The 21,530-nt window shown below is 47.5% G+C and carries 21 protein-coding genes; 13 read left to right on the top strand and 8 right to left on the bottom strand.

The features are described from left to right. The first annotated feature begins 51 nt into the window (after window positions 1-51). Window positions 52-1,041, top strand: coding sequence for a potassium channel beta subunit family protein (locus P2W83_RS06560; RefSeq protein WP_276132909.1), 990 nt, complete (start codon window positions 52-54; stop codon window positions 1,039-1,041). Between the two features lie 32 nt (window positions 1,042-1,073). Here P2W83_RS06560 and P2W83_RS06555 read toward each other — a convergent pair whose 3' ends face one another. Beyond that, window positions 1,074-1,802, bottom strand: a complete 729-nt coding sequence (locus P2W83_RS06555) for a DUF6496 domain-containing protein (RefSeq protein ID WP_276132908.1) — start codon at window positions 1,800-1,802, stop codon at window positions 1,074-1,076. Window positions 1,803-1,953: 151 nt separating this feature from the next. Here P2W83_RS06555 and P2W83_RS06550 point away from each other — a divergent pair, with 151 nt between their 5' ends. Next, window positions 1,954-2,934, top strand: coding sequence for a YihY/virulence factor BrkB family protein (locus P2W83_RS06550; RefSeq protein WP_276132907.1), 981 nt, complete (start codon window positions 1,954-1,956; stop codon window positions 2,932-2,934). Between the two features lie 55 nt (window positions 2,935-2,989). Further along, on the top strand, window positions 2,990-4,114 hold the full coding sequence (locus P2W83_RS06545; RefSeq protein ID WP_276132906.1) for a glycosyltransferase family 4 protein: 1,125 nt from the start codon (window positions 2,990-2,992) through the stop codon (window positions 4,112-4,114). On the opposite strand, the gene mreD is transcribed toward P2W83_RS06545, so the two are convergent. From mreD to P2W83_RS06530, 3 genes are read right to left on the bottom strand one after another with little or no spacing between them, the layout of a single operon-like run. Beyond that, on the bottom strand, window positions 4,111-4,656 hold the full coding sequence (gene mreD / locus P2W83_RS06540) for a rod shape-determining protein MreD (protein WP_276132905.1): 546 nt from the start codon (window positions 4,654-4,656) through the stop codon (window positions 4,111-4,113). The two genes, P2W83_RS06545 and mreD, sit on opposite strands and share 4 nt — an antisense overlap. Then, the gene (mreC, locus tag P2W83_RS06535; RefSeq protein ID WP_276132904.1) at window positions 4,656-5,507 is read right to left on the bottom strand and encodes a rod shape-determining protein MreC; all 852 of its coding nucleotides are present in this window, start codon (window positions 5,505-5,507) and stop codon (window positions 4,656-4,658) included. The genes mreD and mreC overlap by 1 nt, the downstream gene beginning before the upstream one ends. Before the next feature lie 29 nt (window positions 5,508-5,536). After that, entirely contained in the window at window positions 5,537-6,559 is a 1,023-nt protein-coding gene (locus tag P2W83_RS06530; RefSeq protein ID WP_276132903.1) for a rod shape-determining protein, read from the bottom strand. 281 nt (window positions 6,560-6,840) lie between these two features. Here P2W83_RS06530 and P2W83_RS06525 point away from each other — a divergent pair, with 281 nt between their 5' ends. The 7 genes from P2W83_RS06525 (at window position 6,841) to P2W83_RS06495 (ending at window position 16,530) form a co-directional block, all read left to right on the top strand. Continuing rightward, window positions 6,841-7,380, top strand: a complete 540-nt coding sequence (locus P2W83_RS06525; RefSeq protein ID WP_276132902.1) for an LVIVD repeat-containing protein — start codon at window positions 6,841-6,843, stop codon at window positions 7,378-7,380. 20 nt (window positions 7,381-7,400) lie between these two features. Then, complete coding sequence (locus tag P2W83_RS06520; RefSeq protein WP_276132901.1) at window positions 7,401-8,147, top strand: LVIVD repeat-containing protein; 747 nt, start codon at window positions 7,401-7,403, stop codon at window positions 8,145-8,147. 176 nt (window positions 8,148-8,323) lie between these two features. Then, complete coding sequence (carB, locus tag P2W83_RS06515; protein ID WP_276132900.1) at window positions 8,324-11,179, top strand: carbamoyl-phosphate synthase large subunit; 2,856 nt, start codon at window positions 8,324-8,326, stop codon at window positions 11,177-11,179. A 92-nt stretch (window positions 11,180-11,271) separates the two neighbouring features. Then, a complete protein-coding gene (locus P2W83_RS06510; protein ID WP_276132899.1) occupies window positions 11,272-12,663 on the top strand; it encodes a hypothetical protein in 1,392 nt (463 codons plus the stop codon). Between the two features lie 121 nt (window positions 12,664-12,784). After that, window positions 12,785-14,644 (top strand): TonB-dependent receptor plug domain-containing protein, encoded by a 1,860-nt coding sequence (locus tag P2W83_RS06505; RefSeq protein WP_276132898.1) that lies wholly within the window; start codon window positions 12,785-12,787, stop codon window positions 14,642-14,644. Between the two features lie 49 nt (window positions 14,645-14,693). Continuing rightward, on the top strand, window positions 14,694-15,209 hold the full coding sequence (locus P2W83_RS06500) for an acyl-CoA thioesterase (protein WP_276132897.1): 516 nt from the start codon (window positions 14,694-14,696) through the stop codon (window positions 15,207-15,209). Window positions 15,210-15,246: 37 nt separating this feature from the next. Further along, window positions 15,247-16,530 (top strand): M16 family metallopeptidase, encoded by a 1,284-nt coding sequence (locus P2W83_RS06495; protein WP_276132896.1) that lies wholly within the window; start codon window positions 15,247-15,249, stop codon window positions 16,528-16,530. A gap of 69 nt (window positions 16,531-16,599) precedes the next feature. On the opposite strand, the gene P2W83_RS06490 is transcribed toward P2W83_RS06495, so the two are convergent. Next, entirely contained in the window at window positions 16,600-17,148 is a 549-nt protein-coding gene (locus tag P2W83_RS06490; protein ID WP_276132895.1) for a hypothetical protein, read from the bottom strand. A 96-nt stretch (window positions 17,149-17,244) separates the two neighbouring features. Between P2W83_RS06490 and P2W83_RS06485 the strand changes: the two genes are divergently transcribed. Beyond that, complete coding sequence (locus P2W83_RS06485; RefSeq protein ID WP_276132894.1) at window positions 17,245-18,348, top strand: mandelate racemase/muconate lactonizing enzyme family protein; 1,104 nt, start codon at window positions 17,245-17,247, stop codon at window positions 18,346-18,348. Here the strand turns inward: P2W83_RS06485 and P2W83_RS06480 are convergent, their stop codons facing one another. Then, window positions 18,349-18,741, bottom strand: a complete 393-nt coding sequence (locus P2W83_RS06480; RefSeq protein ID WP_276132893.1) for a DUF2750 domain-containing protein — start codon at window positions 18,739-18,741, stop codon at window positions 18,349-18,351. It lies immediately after the preceding gene. A 46-nt stretch (window positions 18,742-18,787) separates the two neighbouring features. Here P2W83_RS06480 and P2W83_RS06475 point away from each other — a divergent pair, with 46 nt between their 5' ends. Next, a complete protein-coding gene (locus P2W83_RS06475) occupies window positions 18,788-19,711 on the top strand; it encodes a DMT family transporter (RefSeq protein ID WP_276132892.1) in 924 nt (307 codons plus the stop codon). Here the strand turns inward: P2W83_RS06475 and P2W83_RS06470 are convergent. Both P2W83_RS06470 and P2W83_RS06465 read right to left on the bottom strand, forming a co-directional pair. Continuing rightward, a complete protein-coding gene (locus P2W83_RS06470) occupies window positions 19,706-20,512 on the bottom strand; it encodes a hypothetical protein (protein ID WP_276132891.1) in 807 nt (268 codons plus the stop codon). The genes P2W83_RS06475 and P2W83_RS06470 overlap by 6 nt on opposite strands. A 3-nt stretch (window positions 20,513-20,515) precedes the next feature. Then, entirely contained in the window at window positions 20,516-21,148 is a 633-nt protein-coding gene (locus P2W83_RS06465) for a T9SS type A sorting domain-containing protein (protein ID WP_276132890.1), read from the bottom strand. Window positions 21,149-21,232: 84 nt separating this feature from the next. Between P2W83_RS06465 and P2W83_RS06460 the strand changes: the two genes are divergently transcribed. Next, a complete protein-coding gene (locus P2W83_RS06460) occupies window positions 21,233-21,433 on the top strand; it encodes a hypothetical protein (protein WP_276132889.1) in 201 nt (66 codons plus the stop codon). Window positions 21,434-21,530: the final 97 nt, after the last annotated feature.

Genomic DNA, 21,530 nt, shown 5'->3' with positions numbered 1-21,530 from the left:
TAGTTGAAACCGTAAAACGGGGACATATTTGTAATCGCAAAAAGAATATTTATGGAATACAGGAGAATGGGTAAAACCGGCTTACAGCTCAGCGTGCTTTCTTTCGGATCGTGGGTAACATTTGCCAAACAGATAGATGACGGAATTTCTGACAGGCTTATGGGCATAGCTTACGACAATGGTGTCAACTTCTTTGACAATGCTGAAGTGTACGCTCGTGGCGAATCTGAGAAAATGATGGGGCGTGTGTTGAAATCGAAGAACTGGGAGCGCTCGTCGTATATAGTATCGAGCAAAGCTTTCTTCGGGTGGCGCGGAGATAAGAACAAACCTAATCAGACAGGCCTCAGCCGCAAGCATCTTATTGAGGCCTGCGAAGAAGCGCTTCAGCGACTGCAGCTCGACTATCTCGATATATTCTTCTGTCATCGCCCTGATAAGAATGTGCCTATAGAAGAAGTAGTATGGACCATGAATACACTGATACAACAAGGCAAGATATTGTACTGGGGTACCAGCGAATGGAGTGGAGCAGAGATCATGGAAGCGCATATGGTGGCTCGTGAGTATCGTCTTATAGGCCCTGCGGTAGAGCAACCACAGTACAACCTGTTTGAACGCTACAAGATGGAAGTAGACTACTCCACCATCATCAAAAATATTGGAATGGGCACTACTATCTGGAGTCCCCTGGCTTCAGGCCTGCTAACCGGGAAATACAATGATGGCGTTCCTGCAGACTCACGTCTTGCGCTCGAAGGCTTCGACTGGTTGAAAGACCGCACGCTGAGCGAAGAGCGCATACAACGCGTGAAGCAGCTGGGCTCATTTGCCAATGAGCTCGGTACCAATCTTTCAGCGTTATCCATTGCCTGGTGCGTCCGGAATCCTAATGTGACCACGGCAATTCTTGGTGCTACTAAAGAAGAACAGTTGAAGCAAAACCTCGAAGCGCTGGAGCTGCTACCAAAACTTACTCCCGAGGTAATGACCAAAATAGATGAGATCATGGCCACCAAACCGGTGAGCCCGCAATACTAAAAGAGAAAGCCTGCAAACTGCAGGCTTTCGTGTTATTTAGACTTCTTCGTTGATCTTTTAGCTGTTGCTTTTTTTCGCGTCGTCTTTTTGGCCGCAGTTTTCTTAGGCCCTGCATTTCTAACAGTCGACCTTTTTGCTGTTGCCCGTTTACGACTTACTGTTTTCTTAGAAGCAGTTTTCTTCAGCGATTTCTTTTTCGCAGCTGCTTTTTTAGGAGCTGCTTTTTTTCTTGCCGTCGTCTTTTTAACTGCTGTTTTCTTAGAAGCCGTTCTTTTCAGAGACTTTTTCTTAGCAGCTACCTTTTTAGTTGCTGCTTTTTTTCGAGCCGCCGTTTTTTTAGGAGCTACAGTTTTCTTAGCGCCTGCATTCCTGCGAACTGTTGCCCTTTTTGCTGTAGTTCGTTTACGGCTTGCTGTCTTCTTAGCAGGAGTTGATCTTAGTGATTTTTTCTTAGCTGCTGCTTTTTTAGGCGCTACTTTTTTTCTTGCAGTGGTTTTCTTTGTAGCGGTCTTCCTTAACAATGGCCGTTTAGTTGCCGTTTTTTTCTTTGCTGTCTTTTTAGCAGCAGTTTTCTTCTTGGCGGCAGCTTTCTTCGGTACTTTGGCGCCGGCTTTACGTGCTTCTGATAAGCCGATGGCTACTGCCTGTTTACGGCTGGTCACTTTTTTGCCCGAGCGGCCGCTTTTCAGCTTGCCCTTTTTCATTTCATGCATCACGTCCTCCACCTTTTTCGAGGCTTTGGGAGAATACTTACGAGCCATGATTGTATGTTTTATGGGTTAAATAAATACAGTCCCAATATGTGCGCAAAAAAATCAGACCATTACACTTTGTTTTTTCTCTGAAACATAAACAACCGCTGAGGAATAATTTACACATGGAACTAATACCGCCGGGCATATTCTATTGAAAATGAGTGCGCGCCATCCTGTTGGCATAAGCTTTCATACTGCTGATACAGACGTCTTTCACGGTATGATCAAAAAATATTTCAAGTTACTTGTCGAGGCAGGACATGAATGTGTAGATGACAATGTGGTAAAGCTAAGCGCGTCATTGGCTTACTATACGGTATTTGCTATCGGTCCATTATTGCTGGTGGTCGTGTCTTTTGCCGGCTTATTCTTTGAGCAGGCCGAAGTGACCGATAAGATATATTTCCAGGTAAAAACCTTAGTGGGGAGTGAAGCCGCTACGCAAATACTCAGCATCATAAATAATATGCGCAGCGGGTCTGCTGCCAAGTTCAGTGTTATTGGTATCGTAGTGCTGATATTCGGCGCGACGGGCGTATTTGCCGATATACAAGAGTCAGTCAATTTTATATGGTCGATAAAGGCAAAGCCTAAAAAGAGCTGGCTGAAGTTTTTGAAGAACAGGCTGCTTTCTTTTTCGCTTATAATCGGGATAGGATTTCTGATGATGGTAACGCTTACCATCAATACGTTGACAGTTGCGCTAACAGACAGGTTATTGCGTATGTTTGATGAGGTTGCAGTAATGGTCTTTCGGATAGTGAACAGCGTGATACTTTTTATGATCATTACGTTTCTGTTCGCTGTTATTTACAAGGTATTGCCCGATGCGAAGATCAGGTGGAAAGATGCCCTTATTGGCGCCTGTTTTACAGGAATTCTCTTTTTGATAGGTAAGTTCGTAATAGGCTTTTACCTGGGCAATTCGACAATCAGTACAACTTACGGTGCGGCTGCCGCCATCATTATTATTCTAACATGGGTGTATTATACTGCCATGATCCTCTATTTCGGGGCTGAGTTCACCAAGGTCTACGCCCTGAACCTGGGCGGCGGTATTGAGCCATATGAGACGGCGGTGTTTATTATTAAACGAGAGGCAAAAGAACTGCCGCATTCTTCGGGTAATGAGAACTAGCAGGCAAACATTTTGGGCCGGTTTTCGCTAAAATTATATTTTTGCCACCATTGCTATGCGCATTGCCGTTAATACAAGACTGTTACTAAAGGGGAAGCTGGAGGGCATAGGTTGGTTTACGCACCAGACACTGGAGCGTATGGTGAGGAAACATCCCGAACATGAGTTTATCTTTTTCTTCGATAGACCGTACGACCATTCTTTCATTTTTGCACCCAATGTAACGGCGGTAGTAGCTCCTCCGCAGGCACGTCACCCGCTTTTGTTTTACATGTGGTTCGAGTGGTCGGTGCCCTACCTGCTGAAGAAATACAAAGCTGATGTTTTCCTGTCGCCTGACGGGTTTTCATCGCTCAGCACTAATGTGCCTACCTGCCTGGTGATACACGACCTCGCATTTGAGCATTATCCGAAACACTTCAAACTGCGCGACAGGTTGTACTGGAGATATTACTCTCCACGTTTTGCACAAAAGGCAAAACGCATTGTCACCGTTTCCAATTATTCAAAACAGGATATTGCTCATCGCTACGATGTCAGCGAAAGCAAGATAGACGTCGTGTACAATGGAGCCCACATGGAATACCGCCCGCTGAGCTTAGATGAAAAAGAGGCAGTAAAGACTAAATATGCGGATGGTTGCGAGTACTTCGTATTTGCCGGCGCCTTACACCCACGTAAGAACATCGTTAACCTGCTGAAAGCTTTTATCGAATTCAAGAAAAAGCAGCGCAGCAATATGAAGCTGGTTATCGTCGGCCGCCTTGCCTGGAAATACGATGAGGTGATAGAAATGCGCGATACGATGCCATTCAAGGACGATGTGAAGTGGGTTGGCTACATGGAGGTGGAAGAGCTATCGCGCGTAATGGGTGCTGCCTATGCCCTGGTGTATGCATCGTTGTTCGAGGGCTTTGGTATTCCTATTCTCGAAGCGCTGCAATGCAACGTGCCGGGTATCGTTAGCAATACATCGTCTATGCCTGAGGTTGCGGGTAATGCGGCATTATTGGTAGATCCTACCGACTACAAAGACATTGCAGAGAAAATGCAAATGCTCTATAAAGACGAAACGCTGCGCTCTAAATTGATAGCAGCAGCTCCCGAACAAGTTAAAAAATTCAACTGGGACCGATCTGCCGAAAACCTGTGGAATGCTCTGATGAAATGCGTTTCCTAGTTTTTTAAAGCTGTCTGGCGGGTAAATAGCAGCAGGTAAGCAACGATAAACAATATCGTCGTCGCGCTCGAGGCAAGGATCTTTAGCAGCAGGTATGCAATATTGCTCACACTCCACAACTCTACCGCAAAAAATACCGAATGGTGCAGTACCACAAGGAACGAGCTATACACCAGGAACGGCACCCAGCCCATGTTCTTCACAGATGGCGACTGGCTGGCGTATTCAGATAAGTTTTTAGGCAGTAGTGCGTTCAGCACATTGGTACGCAGATAAGCTATTAGTACCGTAGCACAGGCGTGCATGCCCGCACTGTTCATGAAAGAGTCGATTGTAAGACCTGTGAAAAAGCCGAGTATCAGCAACCCCCAAACCGGAGTTTCGAAAGGCAGCAATAAAATGAACAGTGGATAGATATAGGGAATGAACACAGGGAACCCAGCTGGTTGTGACCACCAGCGCAGCGTTATCTTATTCAGGATGAGTACCTGGATAAGTACAATAAAGCAAAAGCGTATAAAGTTTCTTAACGGGATGCTCATTACTTTATTTTTTTAACTGAGTCCTCGAGTTTCTTTCTCTCCGGCATCATCTTGTTCTCTACCACATATACATACTGCACATTGCGGAAGTTGGTTGCCGTACGCAGGTGCAGCAGTTGCAGGTTGTTCTTTTTGATAGGTTCTGTTTTCACAACCGTGCCTACCAGCACATCCTGCGGGAAGAACGAATAACTTGTTGTAAATACAGAGTCGCCTTTCTTCACTTTTATCTGCTGCGGCACGTCCTTCATCACCAGCGCGTCAGGGCGTTCGCCGCTCCAGCTTACGTAACCTACGGTACCATCTTTCAGCTTGGCACTCACCTGTTGTTTTACGCTCAGTACAGAAAGTACGCTCGAATAGTTTTCTGATACGTGTACTACTTTACCTACAACACCAGTGCCTGAGATAACTGCCATGTTCCGCTCAATGCCGTGTGCGGCACCGCGGTTCAGTGTGATATAATTATTCTCAGAGCTAACAGAGTTGTTGATAACGCGCGCAGTGCGGTAGAAGTAATCAGCATACTTAACTACAGTAGCTGAATCTCCGGGAATGGCTCTCCTGACTGCTGTATCCTTCAATGTATCGTACATCAGGTACTGGGCCATCTGGGTTCTGAGTTTGATATTCTCGGCCAGCAGGCTGTCATTCATCGCCTTCAGCCCGAAATAATACACCACATCGTTCTGCTTTTTGTACATCAGGCCTATGGCCGAGTTAGCAGAACTCATCAGGTCGTTACCCTGCAGTGTATTAGTGCGGCCTATAAGAATGATGCATATTATTTCCAGTATCAGGAATAATATGAGGTTGAAAAACCTACGTATGAACAGGATTAAGTTCCGCACCTGGCTTTATGGCAATTACTAATTACGACTTACTTCATCAGGAACGGCATCTTCGCGATGTTCTTCAGCGCCATGCCTGTACCACGTACCACCGCGCGCAGAGGATCGTCAGCCACGTGCACAGGCAGTTTTATCTTGTGCGAAATGCGTTTGTCGAGGCCGCGCAGCAGTGCACCGCCACCTGTCAGGTACAAACCACGACGGTAGATGTCGGCAGCCAGCTCCGGCGGAGTGCTTTCCAGTGCTTTCAGGATGGCCTCTTCAATTTTGAATATCGATTTATCCAGTGCTTCTGCAACTTCCTGGTAAGACACCATGATCTGCTTAGGGATACCTGTTACCAGGTCACGACCGTTTACAGCAATATCATCTGGTGGATTGTCCAGGTCTTTCAGTGCAGAACCTACGTGTATTTTGATCTGCTCAGCAGTACGCTCGCCTATCATCAGGCTGTGGTAGCGGCGCATAGCCTCCATAATGTCAGCAGTGAATTCATCACCTGCAATACGGATAGACTGGTCGCAAACGATACCTGCCAATGCTATTACAGAAATACCGGTAGTACCACCACCAATGTCGATGATCATATTACCGGTAGGTTCTTCTACGTCGATGCCGATACCGAGTGCAGCAGCCATCGGTTCGTGTATCATGTACACTTCTTTAGCACCAGCCTGCTCAGCAGAGTCACGCACGGCGCGTTTCTCTACTTCGGTGATGCTCGATGGGATACAGATAACCATCCTCCAGCTAGGTGGAAACAGCGGTTTTTTAGGATACACGAGTTTGATCATTTCGCGCAGCATACCTTCAGCAGCGTTGAAGTCGGCGATCACACCGTCTTTCAGGGGACGTATCGTCTTCAGGTTCTCGTGCGTCTTTTCGTGCATCATCATTGCCTTTTTCCCAACCGCCACTATTTTATTAGTGGTACGGTCAATGGCTACGATCGATGGTTCGTCTACTACTACCTGGTCATTATGGATGATCAGGGTGTTGGCTGTACCGAGGTCTATTGCTATCTCCTGAGTTAAGAAATTGAACAATCCCATATAAGATTTCTTGCTGCTGCTGTGTTTTTGGAAAAATATTGGCAAAAATGCGAAAAAAAACGACCGATAATCGATGATTATCGAAATTTTTCTAGCCCCGTAAAGATAACAGAATTGTTACTGAAACTCATAAGTTTGTTTCGGTTAGCGGCCGTACTCAATCGCCTGATGGTCAATCGTCGTTTTCAAAAAGCGGAAAAAAACATGTATTCTAAAAAAATAGCACAGTATTTGTTTGAGCTAAGGATTACTACATATTGATGTTTCCAAATCCAAAAATTATGATAAAACTCTATTCCTGGCGGATCGCACTGCCGGTTCTGTTGCTTTTCGCCGCGTGCGACAAAAGCAATAATGGTCCTATCCCGGCCAAGGCTGATGGCTGGGCGCCGATCTACAGCTCCGATAAAGAAGCTTCCACTATTTCCGTCACCACCGCGCGTGCTATCGAAGACGGGGGCAAGATATACACCCGGGGCACCATGCTCTACCAGGTAGAATCCGGTAAAGGAGTACACGTCATCGATATCTCGCAACCTTCAAACCCGCAGAAAGTTGGATTTATCAACATTGTGGGTGCGCAGGAGATGGCCATTATGAACAGCTACATGTACGCCAATAACCTTAACGACTTGGTAGTGATAGACATAAGTAATAATACATCGTCGGTGAAAGAGATCGGCCGCATGAAAGGAGTATTCAACCTGGTGAACCAGCAATATCCACCTGAGTCGGGCTGGTTTGAATGCGTAGACGCCACCAAAGGAACAGTAATAGGCTGGCAGCGCCAGGAAGTAGAACACCCCAAATGCAAACGATAACCCTTAAAAACCAAATAATTATGAAAAGACTCATATACATCTGTGCAGCAACCGCCGTCCTATTCGGTGCGTGCAACAAATCGGGCGGAGATGCAGTTATGCCTGCCGATGGCGGATCCGGACAAGGGGGCTCACTGGCCCGTTTCACCATCGCTCAAAACTATCTGTATGTTGTAGATGACATGAAGCTGTACAGCTACTCGCTGGCTGATGCTGCCAAGCCCCAGATAAAAAGCACTACAAATCTCGGAGACAATATAGAGACCATCTATGCCTATGGAGATAAGCTATTCATCGGCTCACGCAACGCCATGTATATATATTCTATATCCGATGCCGCTAACCCTGAGCAATTGGGGCAGGCATCGCATGTGCGGGCCTGCGACCCGGTGGTGGCCAAAGACAACTATGCTTACGTAACGGTGCGTAGCGGTAATACTTGTGGAGGTACCGTAAGCGCCCTGATGGTCTATGATATTACTTATATCATGTCGCCGGTGCTGGAAAGGACTATCACCATGCATAGTCCGTACGGACTGGGGGTGAAAGGCAACAGGCTCTATGTCTGCAACGGGGCTGCCGGGATGAATGTGTATGATATCACTTCCCCCACCAATCCGCAGCTGGTAAAGGAATTTCACGACGATACCTATTATGATGTGATACCGACCAACGACCTGCTGATATGCATGGTAGAAGGAGGGACCTCGCTATACCAATACGAAAGCTCGCAGGAGCTGGTTAAAGCAGCCAAGATCAGTAACTAACTATAAAACCCCGGAATTCCGGGGTTTTATTTTTTCGCCAAACCGCGGCAAATTTTACGTCCGATTATTCGCCGTTTTTCCCTACTTTTGCGCCTCGGGCGTTGAGCCCGATTTTTATATCTGCTCATCGCGCCCAAAAGTCCATCGACTTTTACTTTTATATTTTTTTACAAGATATGCCGCGCGACAATTCCATAAAATCAGTACTTATTATCGGTTCAGGTCCCATTATTATTGGCCAGGCCTGCGAATTTGACTATTCCGGTTCTCAAGCCGCACGTAGCCTGAGGGAAGAAGGGATCAAGGTTATCCTGATCAACTCTAACCCAGCTACCATCATGACCGACCCGATAGTAGCCGACAAAGTGTACCTGCTGCCGCTGACAGTAGAAAGTATCGAACAGATATTGAAGGAGAACGACATTGATGCCGTACTGCCTACCATGGGTGGACAAACAGCACTCAACCTTGCTAAAGAGGTGGACGAGCTGGGTATCTGGAAGGAATATAATGTTCGACTGATAGGTGTTGATATCAAAGCCATCGATAAAGCGGAAGACCGTGAGCTGTTCCGCCAGTGGATGATCGAGCTAGGTGTACCTGTAGCTACTGCCAAAACTGCCAACTCGCTGCTGGAAGGTAAAGAGTTTGCACAGGAAATAGGTCTGCCTATCGTTATCCGCCCTTCATTCACACTGGGTGGTACCGGTGGCGGTTTCGTAATGCATAAAGAAGAGCTGGAAGCCGCGCTGGATCGTGGTCTGACGGCTTCGCCCATACACGAGGTACTGGTAGAACAAGCAGTACTTGGCTGGAAAGAATTCGAGCTGGAGCTTCTGCGCGATGCTGCCGACAACGTAGTAATTATATGTACGGTGGAGAACTTCGACCCGATGGGTATCCATACGGGCGATAGCATCACCGTCGCACCTGCCATGACGCTAAGCGACACAGCTTTTCAGCTGATGCGCAATACTGCTATCATGATGATGCGCGACCTCGGTAACTTCTCGGGTGGTTGTAACGTGCAGTTCGCACTGAACCCTGAGACGGAAGAGATCATCGCTATCGAGATCAACCCGCGCGTGAGCCGTTCTTCGGCACTGGCATCTAAGGCTACGGGTTATCCCATCGCCAAGATCGCTGCCAAGCTGGCCATCGGTTACACACTGGATGAACTGAAGAACCAGATCACCAAAACAACATCTGCTTATTTTGAACCTGCGCTGGATTACGTTATCGTAAAAATGCCGCGCTGGAACTTCGATAAATTTAAAGGCGCTGACGACACACTGGGTCTGCAAATGAAATCGGTTGGTGAGGTAATGGCCATCGGTCGTACCTTCCCCGAAGCGCTGCAGAAAGCCTGCCAGAGCCTGGAGAACAACGCTACAGGTCTGTCGTTCATCAGCACTGCCCGCCTGAAGCCGGAAGAACTGCTGGAATCGCTGAAGCGCCCGACATGGGATCGCATCTTCCGCATCAAAGAAGCGCTGGCTGCCGGTATCTCTATCAAAACTATCCGTGAGATCACACTTATCGACCGCTGGTTCTTGTACCAGATACAGGATATCGTGACCATGGAGAACCGCATCCGCGAGCATAAACACCTGGAAAAACTGCCTGTTGATCTGCTGTGCGAAGCCAAACAAATGGGCTTCAGCGACGATCAGATAGCAGAACTGGTGAAAGACTGCACTGCAGAAGAAGTTTACGAATTCAGGAAATCGCACGACATACGCCGCGTATTCAAAATGGTGGATACCTGCGCTGCGGAGTTTGAAGCGAAGACTCCATATTATTACAGCACTTTCGAACCGACATCGTTTGCACCTTCTACGCAAGGCAACCTGATGTTCAACGAAAGCAAGCTGACGGAAAAGAAAAAGATCATCGTACTGGGTTCAGGTCCTAACCGTATCGGCCAGGGCATTGAATTCGACTACTGCTGCACGCACGGCCTGATGGCCATCCGCGACTGCGGTTATGAGTCGATCATGGTGAACTGCAACCCTGAGACTGTTTCTACCGACTTCGATATTGCCGACAAGCTGTACTTCGAGCCGGTTTACTGGGAACACCTGTGGGAGATCATCGAGCACGAAAAACCTTACGGTGTTATCGTACAGCTGGGTGGGCAGACAGCCTTGAAAATGGCTAAGCGCCTGACCGAAAAAGGCATCCGCATCATTGGTACTTCTTTCGATGACATGGATATCGCGGAAGACCGCGGCCGTTTCAGTGACCTGCTGAAAGAGCTCGGTATCCCTTATCCTAACTACGGTACTGCCTATACTACTGACGAAGCTATCGAAGTAGCTCAGGAAGTTGGCTACCCTGTGCTGGTTCGCCCTTCATACGTATTGGGTGGTCAGCGTATGCGTATCGTAATTAACGACGAAGAACTGGAGAAGAGCGTAGTGAGCCTGCTGAAACACCTGCCAGGTAACAAAATTCTGATCGACCACTTCCTCGACCGCTGCCAGGAAGCAGAAGTAGATGCTATTTGCGACGGTGAAGATGTACACATCATGGGCATCATGGAGCACATTGAGCCTGCCGGTATCCACAGTGGTGACAGCCATGCGGTACTGCCTTCATTCAACCTGGGACAGTTCGAGGTAGATGAAATGGTAGACTATGCTAAGAAGATCGCGCTGCGCCTGAAAGTGAAAGGCCTGATCAACATACAGTTTGCCATCAAAGATGGTAAAGTATTTGTGATCGAGGCTAACCCACGCGCCAGCCGTACCACTCCGTTCATCGCTAAAGCTTACGGCATACCTTACCTGAACATCGCTACCAAAGTGATGATGGGCGAGGCTAAGCTGAAAGACTTCAAGATGGAGCACAACCTGAAAGGTTACGCGGTGAAAGAACCGGTGTTCAGCTTCAACAAATTCCCGAACGTGAACAAAGAGCTGGGCCCTGAAATGAAGAGCACTGGCGAAGCCATCCGCTTTATCAAAGACTTGCGCGACCCATGGTTCCGCACCCTGTATAAAGAACGAAGCATGCACTTGAGCAAATAATACAAGAGAAGCGGTTGCAACAGCAACCGCTTTTTTCATACTTAATTGTATTATTGTCCGTTTATAGCTGCATGGAAAATCCAAAGCTCAGAATGGCGGCCTTACTCTCGCTCGGCACATTAGCGGTGCTGGTGATCGGTGCTTTGGTGTTTTGGAAAGAACGTATGCTGCTCTGTGATGCACCGCACATCGCCTTTCGCATCATCAATGAGCAAACCCTGCAGATACAGCAATTCCGCTATGGTGCATTCATTACGCAGAGTGTTCCGTTGTTGGCCAGCAAGCTGCACCTGCCGCTGCAAACTGTATTAATACTATACTCGCTCAGCTTCAACTTATTTTATTTCCTCATAGCAGCAGTGCTGGTCTTCCGATTCAAGACTTACGGGCTCGCCGTGCTCATAGGATTTTACTACACCCTCTTTGCCAGCGATACTTTTTACTGGACCAACAACGAAGTACACCAGGGCATTGCCTGGATGTTTCTATGCTTTGGATATATATTCTCTCCCCGCAAACAACGATCGTTTGTGGCGACCGCGCTGGTGCTATTATTCTTCGGCGGTCTTGCTATCATCACACACCCTCTTGTGCTGATACCCTTTGTTTTCTTGTGGGGCTTCTTCCTGATCGATAAGTCTTCATGGCCATACTCCCGTCAACAAACGCTGGCGTTGACGATCATTGTTGCAACACTTGTCTTTGCAAAACTCATCATCAGTAAAACCAACGCCAGCTACGACAGCTCTATGATGGAAGGCGTGGGAGGTTTTTCACTGAGATCAATTGCGGAAGCATTCACTTCAGATATGGCTTTGGAGCTTTTAAAGCACACCGTCAAAAATTTCTGGATCGTTCCTATATTATTTGTGGCGGGCATTGTTGCATTGCTGAAACGGCGAAAGCTTTTGCTGGCAGCATACACAGCCATGTTCTTCCTTGCTTATTTCATTGCGGTATGCATGACCTTCAAGGGCTACCTGGCATTCTATACGGAAGGCGAGCTGATGGCCGCTGCCATTATCGCTGCAGCGCCGTTTGTATATTTTGTATTGCCACAGCTGAAGGAGAAGCAGATAGTATTATTTGTAGCGCTGATCTTCATTGTGCGCCTGGCATACATTGGCGTGTCGTCACAAAAATTCACCAACCGCGTGGGTGCGCTCAACAAGGTGCTGCAACAAATGCATCGCGACAACCTAACAAAACTTGCATTGCTAAAAGACGAAGACCATGTAGAACCTATTTGGATGTTAGATTGGGGCATACCCGTTGAATCCATTATGCTATCTGCATTGAACGGCGATCCGGTGCAAAGACAATTCATCATTCTAAAGCCCGGTGAAGGGAATAGAGTGGAAGTTGACACAAAGCATTTAGTGACCACTGATATATGGAGAATTGATCAATTGAATCAATTTTACTTCCATTTTGATACAACCCAACCATATTTAATAAAATCATACAAGGATTATATCAGGTAAACGTTGCTGATCCTTAAGCTTCTACACATGCCATAGTGCATTGCGGTTATATGTAAAGATTTAAAGCCTTTTTTCAGCGAAAAAGTCCCCTATATCTTTGCGGCGCAAAATCAAACACACAATGAAAAAGCAAATTATTGCAGGCTTTGCCGCAATGTTGGTTTCACCATGTATCAAAGCACAAACGGCACTAGACTCGGTCATCGTTCGTGAGAACAGGATCGCAACCACTGTTGCCAAACAAAACCGCAACATCCAGATCATCGACAATGCACAGATCAAATCTCTGCCTGTGCGCTCAGTAAATGAACTGCTGGCATACGCCGCAGGCGTAGACATGCGTCAACGCGGTCCTTTCGGTACGCAAGGCGATATCTCTATCGACGGTAGCACTTTCGACCAGGTACTTGTCCTCATCAACGGCGTAAAAATGTCTGACCCGCAAACAGGCCACCACGCGCTCAATATCCCAATCCCTATTTCTGCAATCGATCACATCGAGATCGTTCGCGGACCTGCTGCCAGCAAATACGGAGTGAATGCACTGGCTGGTGTTATCAACATCGTTACACGTATTCCACAGAAAGATGAAGTAAGCGCACAAGCATATGCAGGTAGCAGCTTTAAAACGGACACAGCAACCGGCGATACTTACTACAACTGGGGTGTGCAGGCGTCAGGTGCATGGCACATCAAAAAACAAGCACACGTACTTTCTGTTGCCAACGACCGTGGTAATGGCTACCGTTATAATACGGACTACAATGCTTACAGGTTGTTCTACCAGAACAACATCGTGCTGAACGAGAAAAACAGCATTGACGCTACCGGTGGTTATATCTACAACACCTTCGGCGCAAATGCGTACTACGCTGCTCCCGGCGACATCAACTCAACCGAAACAGTAAAAACTGCAGTAGGTAGCCTGGCATATACCTACAAGCCTACACAAAAGCTCACCATCACTCCGCGTGCAAGCTATCGCTATAATAGCGATGATTACATCTACATCAAACAAAAGCCTGCTGTTTACCACAACTTCCACGAGACCAACGTATGGACAGGTGAGATCCAAAGCAGCCTGAAACTGAAGAATGGCGTTGCCGGTCTGGGTGTTGAATACCGTAGCGATGATATCCGCAGCACTAACCTCGGCAAACGCGACCGCAGCAACACAGGTATCTATGCAGAGTACAAACACACGTTCTCTGAAAAACTGAATGCAGGTGTAGGTCTTTATGCTAACTACAATAGCGACTACGGCTGGCAACTCTTCCCCGGACTGGATGCAGGATACAAACTGTCTAAGAATGTAAAACTGTTTGCTACTGCCGCTGCCGGACAACGTCTGCCAACATACACCGACCTGTTCTACAAAGGCCCTGCTAACATTGGTAATGCAGACCTGCAATCTGAGTATGCACAGTACGCTGAAGCTGGTGTTCAATACAACACACCGCTGTTGTTTGTACAAGGTGCGTACTTCTACCGTCACATAACTGATTTCATCGATTGGATACGCGCTACTGAAGCTGACCCATGGCAGCCACGCAACTTCCAGAACATCAATACTACCGGTGTGACACTGCAGGCCCGCTACCAGTGGAGTAAGGCGCTTAACCTGTCTGGTTTCAACTCTTCGGTAAATGCATCTTACACTTACCTTGAGCCAACGATCGAAGCTCCTGCGAACGAGATATCTAAATACGCGATCGAAGCGCTGCGCCACCAGGCCATTGTTGGTTTGCAAAACGTTATTGCTGAGCACTTCGTGGTGAACCTGACCGGCCGTTACCTCTACCGTATCAATGCTAACGACTATACCCTGCTGGATGCACGCGTAGCTTACCGTGCAGCTAAATGGGAAGTGTATGCTGATGTGAACAACATACTGGATACGCAGTACAAAGAACTGGGTACAGTTCCCCTGCCTGGCCGCTGGATGATACTGGGCGCACGCATGAACTTAACCGGCAAATAAAACGGTAGGCTAAACACCCTAACTTTACCACGTCTTATAAAACTGTTCTATGCAACCTAAGCATCCGCAGGATACGCATATCATAATGTCGGAACTGGTATTGCCCAACGATACCAACACTTTAGGCAACCTGATGGGAGGACGCCTGATGCACTGGATGGATATCGCTGCGGCGATATCCGCCATGAAGCATTGCAACTGCCCCGTAGTCACTGCCTCTGTAGATAACGTGTCGTTCAACAACCCCATAAAACTGGGCAACCTGCTGACCATCGAGGCCAAGCTGACCCGCGCGTTCAACACTTCGATGGAGGTGTTCCTGCGTGTATGGGGCGAAGACCTTAGCGCTCAGTATAAATACCTTAGCAATGAGGCTTATCTCACATTTGTAGCGCTCGACCCCAATAGTCGTCCACGTAGAGTGCCTGAGATACTGCCACAGACCGAAGAGGAAAAGAAAATGTTTGACGGGGCACTGCGCCGCCGCCAGATACGACTGATACTCGGGGGTAAGATGAAGCCCGAAGATGCGGGAGAATTACGAGCATTATTTGTGAAGGACTGATTTTTTAGTTCCGTTATCTTTGATAAAAAGCAACCTAATGGTAGACGATCGTTCTAAAGCCCCGGCCATACATGATGCAGTTGAATTTGAATACAAACTGCCGCCTATAAACCAGGAGCAATTAAGTAATGGCCTCGTGCTATACTGGCTCAATGCCGGTGTGCAGGATGTGGTGGAGATCGACTGGGTATTTCCCGGTGGACTGTGGTGGGAGAAAAAACCTGCAGTCTCTCACGCCGTAGCCGGCTTGCTGAAGACAGGCACGTCAAAACGCACTGCCCACCAGATAAACGAAGCGCTGGAATTTTACGGAGCTTCACTGAAGGCAAATGCGCACAACGATTACAGCATGATCACGCTGTATACGCTTACCAAGCACTTGCCTGCGTTGTTGCCCATCGTCAACGAGATCATCACTGAGGCTACATTCCCGGAAACGGAAATGGCGATCTATAAGCAGAACACCATCCAGCGCCTGTTGGTGCACGAGCGCGAGTGCGACTTCGTGGCCAACCAGCGCATAGATGCGTTGCTGTTTGGCGAGGCACACCCTTATGGTAGATATTCTAAGAAGGAAAAGATAGAAGCGATCAACCGAGAAGATGTGGTGGCCTTTCATAAAGTGTGCTACAACCTGGCCAACATGAAGATCTTCATGGCGGGTAAGGTAGGAGCCAAAGAAGTGAAAGCTGTAGACGATGTATTTGGCCGTGATGCCTTGCATCCTGAGCCATTAACCCAGGATACGTTTGCTGCACCTGCCCCCTCCGATAAAAAGATGCAGCTCATCAACGATCCTAACGGTGTACAGGGCGCTATCCGCATAGGCCGGGTGTTCCCGACCCGTCATGATCCGGACTTTGCGCCGATGGTGGTGTTGAACACGTTGTTTGGTGGTTATTTTGGTTCGAGGCTGATGAGCAACATCCGCGAGGATAAAGGATATACCTATGGTATATACAGCTCATTGTCTCCTTACCTGCAAAGCGGTTCGCTCATCATTCACACAGAAGTTGGCCGCGACGTGGTAGAGCCTGCTGTGAAAGAGATCTACAAAGAGATGAAAGCGCTGTGCGAAAAAATGGCTCCGGAAGAAGAACTGCTGCTGGTGAAAAACTACCTGCTGGGCAATCTGCTTGGCGACCTCGATGGTCCGTTCTCTATTATACAACGCTGGCGTACGCTGATACTGAACGACCTCGATGTGGAACATTTCAACCGCAACGTGAATATTTACAAGACCATTACTGCAAAAGAACTGAAGGAACTGTCTAACAAATATCTATGTACAGATGACTTCTACGAAGTGGTAGTGATCTAAGAAGTTTATTAAAAATGCAAATGCCGGAGCTTAACCCTCCGGCATTTTTGTTTACTAAACCGCCCCAGTCTAGTAGCTATATCCAAATCCTTTCTTGATTGATTGCAGCTGGCCGAAACCACCGCCTTCGTCGCTTTTCCTGTCTATATCCTTGTCAACTGTTATGTACACGAACGCGCAACCCAATTCTGCTGCGTCCATTTTTAGTTTCTTCAGCGCGGTCTTATCACTGCCCTCACCGGTGCGGTAGTTGATGAAAGCTGTTTTGCCTTTTACTTCACCCCTGCGTGTTAGTCCTGCAACTTCATCTGTATTGTCGATAACAATCACGCGCTCCCAGTCGCCGCGGTTGAACACACGAATCTTATCGCTGATGTATTGTACGCGGCCGCTCCTGCCGAATGCTATCCTGTCTATCGCGTATTTGCCATAGCTCTGCTGCGCGTCTTCGTTCTCGTAGCTGAACTGTACTGTCTTCTCTGCTATCCTGTGCACTTTGCCTATCACCACGTCGCCGTTGTGTAGGTATATCGTGTCAGCTTGTGCAAATGCGCCGGCCGCCATCAGCATAAATAAGCAAAGGGTAATGATGAATTTCGATCTTGCTTGTTGTGTCATGTTCACTGTTTTTACTTTCAACAACAAAACGCAACAGTTCCCAATCACCCCTATCCGCGCAGTATTTAGTAACTTGTAGTTACAACCCGCCTACACATGACCATAGACAGGATAGAACTTTACCATTCCAGGATAAAACTTAAAGAAGCATTCACCATATCGCTGGGTACCTTCAACTATGCCGACAATGTACTAGTGCTTATCAGGACGAGTGAGGGATTAGTGGGTCACGGCGAATGCAGTCCGTTCATGTCTATAAATGGTGAAAGCTATGATACCTGCCTGGCAGTTGGCAAATACTTAGCTAAAGGGCTTATGGGTAAGCACCCGCTCAACATAGAGGCCTGCTCGCGGTTGATGGACTCCATCATCTATGGCAATGCCAGCATCAAAAGCGCTTTCGACATGGCGCTGTATGATATTGCTGCGCAGCATGCGGGCAAACCGCTGTACAAATTCCTGAAAGGGAAAAAGCGAACACTGACTACTGACTATACCGTGTCTTTCGGCGATGCGAAAAAGATGGCAGTCGATGCGCAGCAGATAAAAGACTGGGGTTACGAGATCATCAAAGTAAAGCTGGGTGGCACGCCTGCGGATGATGTGCGCAGGATCAAAGCGATCAGGCAAAAAATAGGCGGGGGCATACCGTTGGTTATAGACGCCAACCAGGGCTGGAATGAAAAGAGCGCCATCAAAGTGTTGACCGAACTATCGCCGTATAACATACTGTTTTGCGAAGAGCCGATACCGCGCTGGGATTTTATGAACCTGCCGCTGGTGCAGCAACATAGTCCTATTCCCATCATGGCCGATGAATCGTGCGGCGACCATCATGACGCCTTGAGGCTTATTGAACTTAAAGCCTGCCAGTTCTTCAACATCAAACTCGGCAAATCTTCCGGCATCTTTAAAGCGCTGAAAATAATCAAACTGGCCGAGGCTACCGGCATCAAAATACAACTGGGTGGTTTCCTCGAGTCGCGCTTGGCATTTACTGCAGCATCTCACCTCGCTACCGTCAGCGATGCGATACAGTACTTCGATTTCGACACCGCCATCATGCACAAAGAAGACCATGTGCTGGGTGGTATCTGTTATACAGGAAATGGTAAGATCGAACTGCCAGATGGAATCGGCTTAGGCGCTACTATCGATAAGGCCTACTTACGAAAGCTGGATAAGATAGTAGTGAGGTAACTACTCGTACTTCTCCAGTTCTTCGCCAAGGTCACGTAGAAATTCTTCCCGGTCTACAATAAAGCCCAGCTTGCCGTCTACCGAGAACACATTGAACATACAGCCTGCTTTGGTTATAAGCGGGAGCAGCGTATTCTCAAATTCTTCCAGGCTGATGGCTTTAGCCTCGTACCCTGCCCATCCGCTTGTTGCTTCACGTGTGGCATATACCGCTGCCGGCCAGAGCGAGAACAATACATTGTCTTCCACGTCCGCCAGTGCCCATTCATCGCCTTTTTTCAGCGAATACAGTTCTTCGCTTTCAGCAGCCTGCTTTACCAGGTATTGATAACGGTCGAACGCCGACATGGCGATCACTGATTCTACTTCCTTTTCGCTGGGGTTGTTGCTCATAACATGCAAAACTATTGAACAGCCATAGAATTGCCTAATTGTCACATTGCAGTACCTTCGCGGCGTGAATGACAAGCTGAAAGCGCATTTGGCCCTGCTGGGCGCCAATCTGTTTTACGGTGCCGGCTTTACGGTAGCCAAGGGCATCATGCCCCGGCTGATCGAGCCATTGGGCTTTATCTTCATCCGTGTCAGCGTGGTGATGGTACTGTTCTGGCTCAGCTTTTTCGGTGGCGAGAAGTTTCGCGCTAAGATCGCAAAGAAGGACTGGCCGATACTGGTGCTGGGTGGCCTGTTTGGTGTTGCCCTCAACCAGATGCTATTCTTCCTCGGCCTCAATCTCACCTTTCCTATTCACGCTTCCCTCATCATGATGAGCACGCCGCTGCTGATAACGGTGATATCGTTCTTCGTACTCAAGCAACGCATTACCTGGGATAAGGCACTGGGCCTCGCCCTCGGTATTGGCGGCGCCGGACTATTGATGAGCGCCGGTAAAGAACTGACCCTGACCGGCAACTCTGCACTCGGCGACCTGTTCGTATTTCTCAACGCAGCCTCTTACGCTATCTACCTTGTCATGATCAAACCGCTGATGCAACGTTACCGCCCTATAGTGGTGATACGCTGGGTATTCTTCTTCGGTTTTCTGTTTGTGTTGCCTTTTGGCTGGCCACAGTTTTCCCGCATCGACTGGTCGCTGTTCACGGTCAACGATTACCTCTCTGTCGCCTTCATCGTTATCTGCGTTACCTTCTTTACCTACCTCTGGAATATCTATGCCCTCAGGCACCTGCCGCCATCTACAGCCGGCGCCTACATTTACCTGCAGCCCATCTTCGCTGCCGTCATCTCCATCATCGTCATTGGCGAAGAGCTGACCTGGGTGAAGCTGCTGTCAACAGCACTCATCTTTAGCGGGGTGTATTTGGTGAACTTTGGATTGAAACGGAAAGAGAAACTATCATAACCCATACTGGTGTTTTCTCAGCAGAGATTCAAGCTGCGCCTTACTGATAAAAATAAAGTTGTCAGGCTCCCATTGTTGGTCGCAGCGGAAGAAGTGAAAGTCATAATAGACATAGAGCCCTTTGTCGGTTATATAGAAGTCGCGCAGGTTCTCTTCTTTAAACAGCAGGTCAACGTTTGAGCTTCGATAAGCGTGTTCCGCTTCTTTGCCAAATTCCTTTTCCCCTTTACGGTAGTTCTTCATCAACCCTTTATTGGCAAGACGAAGAAGTTCAGCCATCTTTTCTTTTTTGATAAGACTGTCCAGCACGATCTGCTCCCCGGTTTTCAAATCGAAATTCAGGAATTGATACCTCGTCGGGTAAGCGCCTTCCATAGCAGATACCACTGCAGCTATTTCTGTTACATACACCTGCAACGAAAGAACGCAGTCGCTGTTTTTCTTTATTTCTGAATAGATATTGATAACACCATCGTCCAGCCATTCATCATTATCGCTCTGGGTAGTATCGGCCCACTCAGCTTCTATTTTCTTATTCAGTTCCAGGAGTTCTTGTACAGTATGACCGGTCACGCCTTCAATGTTTAGCCTTTCATTGATCTTTGTCGCGACCTCTTTATTCGCTAACACAACACGTGGCAGCACAATTTCCGGGTCCTCGCCTATAACCCAGTAGCGCATTTCCGGTCCTTTGTGAAGGGTGTCGTAAACGATTGTTGCGGCGCAAGTCTGGCCATAAGTTTGCGGCACAGCCAGAAGGCAAATAGAAAGGGTTAGCATTGGTGCAAACAAAGCCTTCATGCACTATTCCTTTCTGAGTTTTTCAATAAACCTGCCCTTATTAGTCTGCGCTTGCAGAATATAAAGCCCCGTCGGCAATTCAGCAATCGAAAGCGTACTTCCAGTCGCAGTTTTGATAATTCTACCGGTCACGTCTTGCAAAGAGATCTGTATTATTTCCATTTCGGCTGGTAAGGAAATATTTACATCGCCGAAAGTGGGATTGGGATAAACTGTTTGATTCAAGGAATAGCTATCAATACTTTCAGGTGCGTGCACCACAATCGAGTCAGTTACTTTAGTGCTGTCAAAGATATAGGTGCATTGGGTATCGCCTGCGACATAGCTTAAAAAGTTGATCTGGTAGTTGCCGTCAGCTAGCTTTCCGATGTTTAAGGTATCAGCAAACCAGGTAATAAGTGCAACAGCATTAACTTTATAGCAGCTTGTTATCCAAATGTTTCCGGGAGTTACGCTATAATTTAAATAAGACTGGTAACCCATCGTGCCAGTGTGAGTGTATAATCTGATCTGAACCGAATCGTTTTTTGTGATGGTTGTTGGGGATATTCTAATACTGTCGACCCCAAGGTTGGCACCGTAACCATGTGGAAGCAAAAACAAAATGAAAAAGATAAGGGCAAAAAGGGTCTTCATGCCGATAAAGTTAAATATATCTGATGCAGGTTCAAATTTTGCGGTTAGATATATTTTATGTATATTTGCTATGTAAGTTGAGTTATGAAGCAGACGTCGTTTTGGGTATTGTGGCTGGCCACCTTCGTGGTGATGATGGTCATAGAGATCATTTTCGACCTGGTAACAGGAGAGATCGCTGAAGCCTTTACGGCATCCCGAATATTCTGGGTAGCAGTAATGAGTCTTGGCATCAACCTCATCTTTTACATGGGCCAACTCAAAAAAGACCGGCAAAAGAAATAAAACCAACACGGCAGCAAACAAATTGCAACATTTTATTTCCCCGAAAACACCGTCAATATTGAAACATGCGAATTACTTGCCGTACGTTTAACTCGAA

It is taken from the genome of Polluticoccus soli (genome assembly GCF_029269745.1).
Taxonomy (GTDB): Bacteria; Bacteroidota; Bacteroidia; order Chitinophagales; family Chitinophagaceae; genus Polluticoccus; species Polluticoccus soli.
Note: the sequence above shows the minus strand (reverse complement) of the source record. Positions and strands in the feature narration are given on the sequence as shown.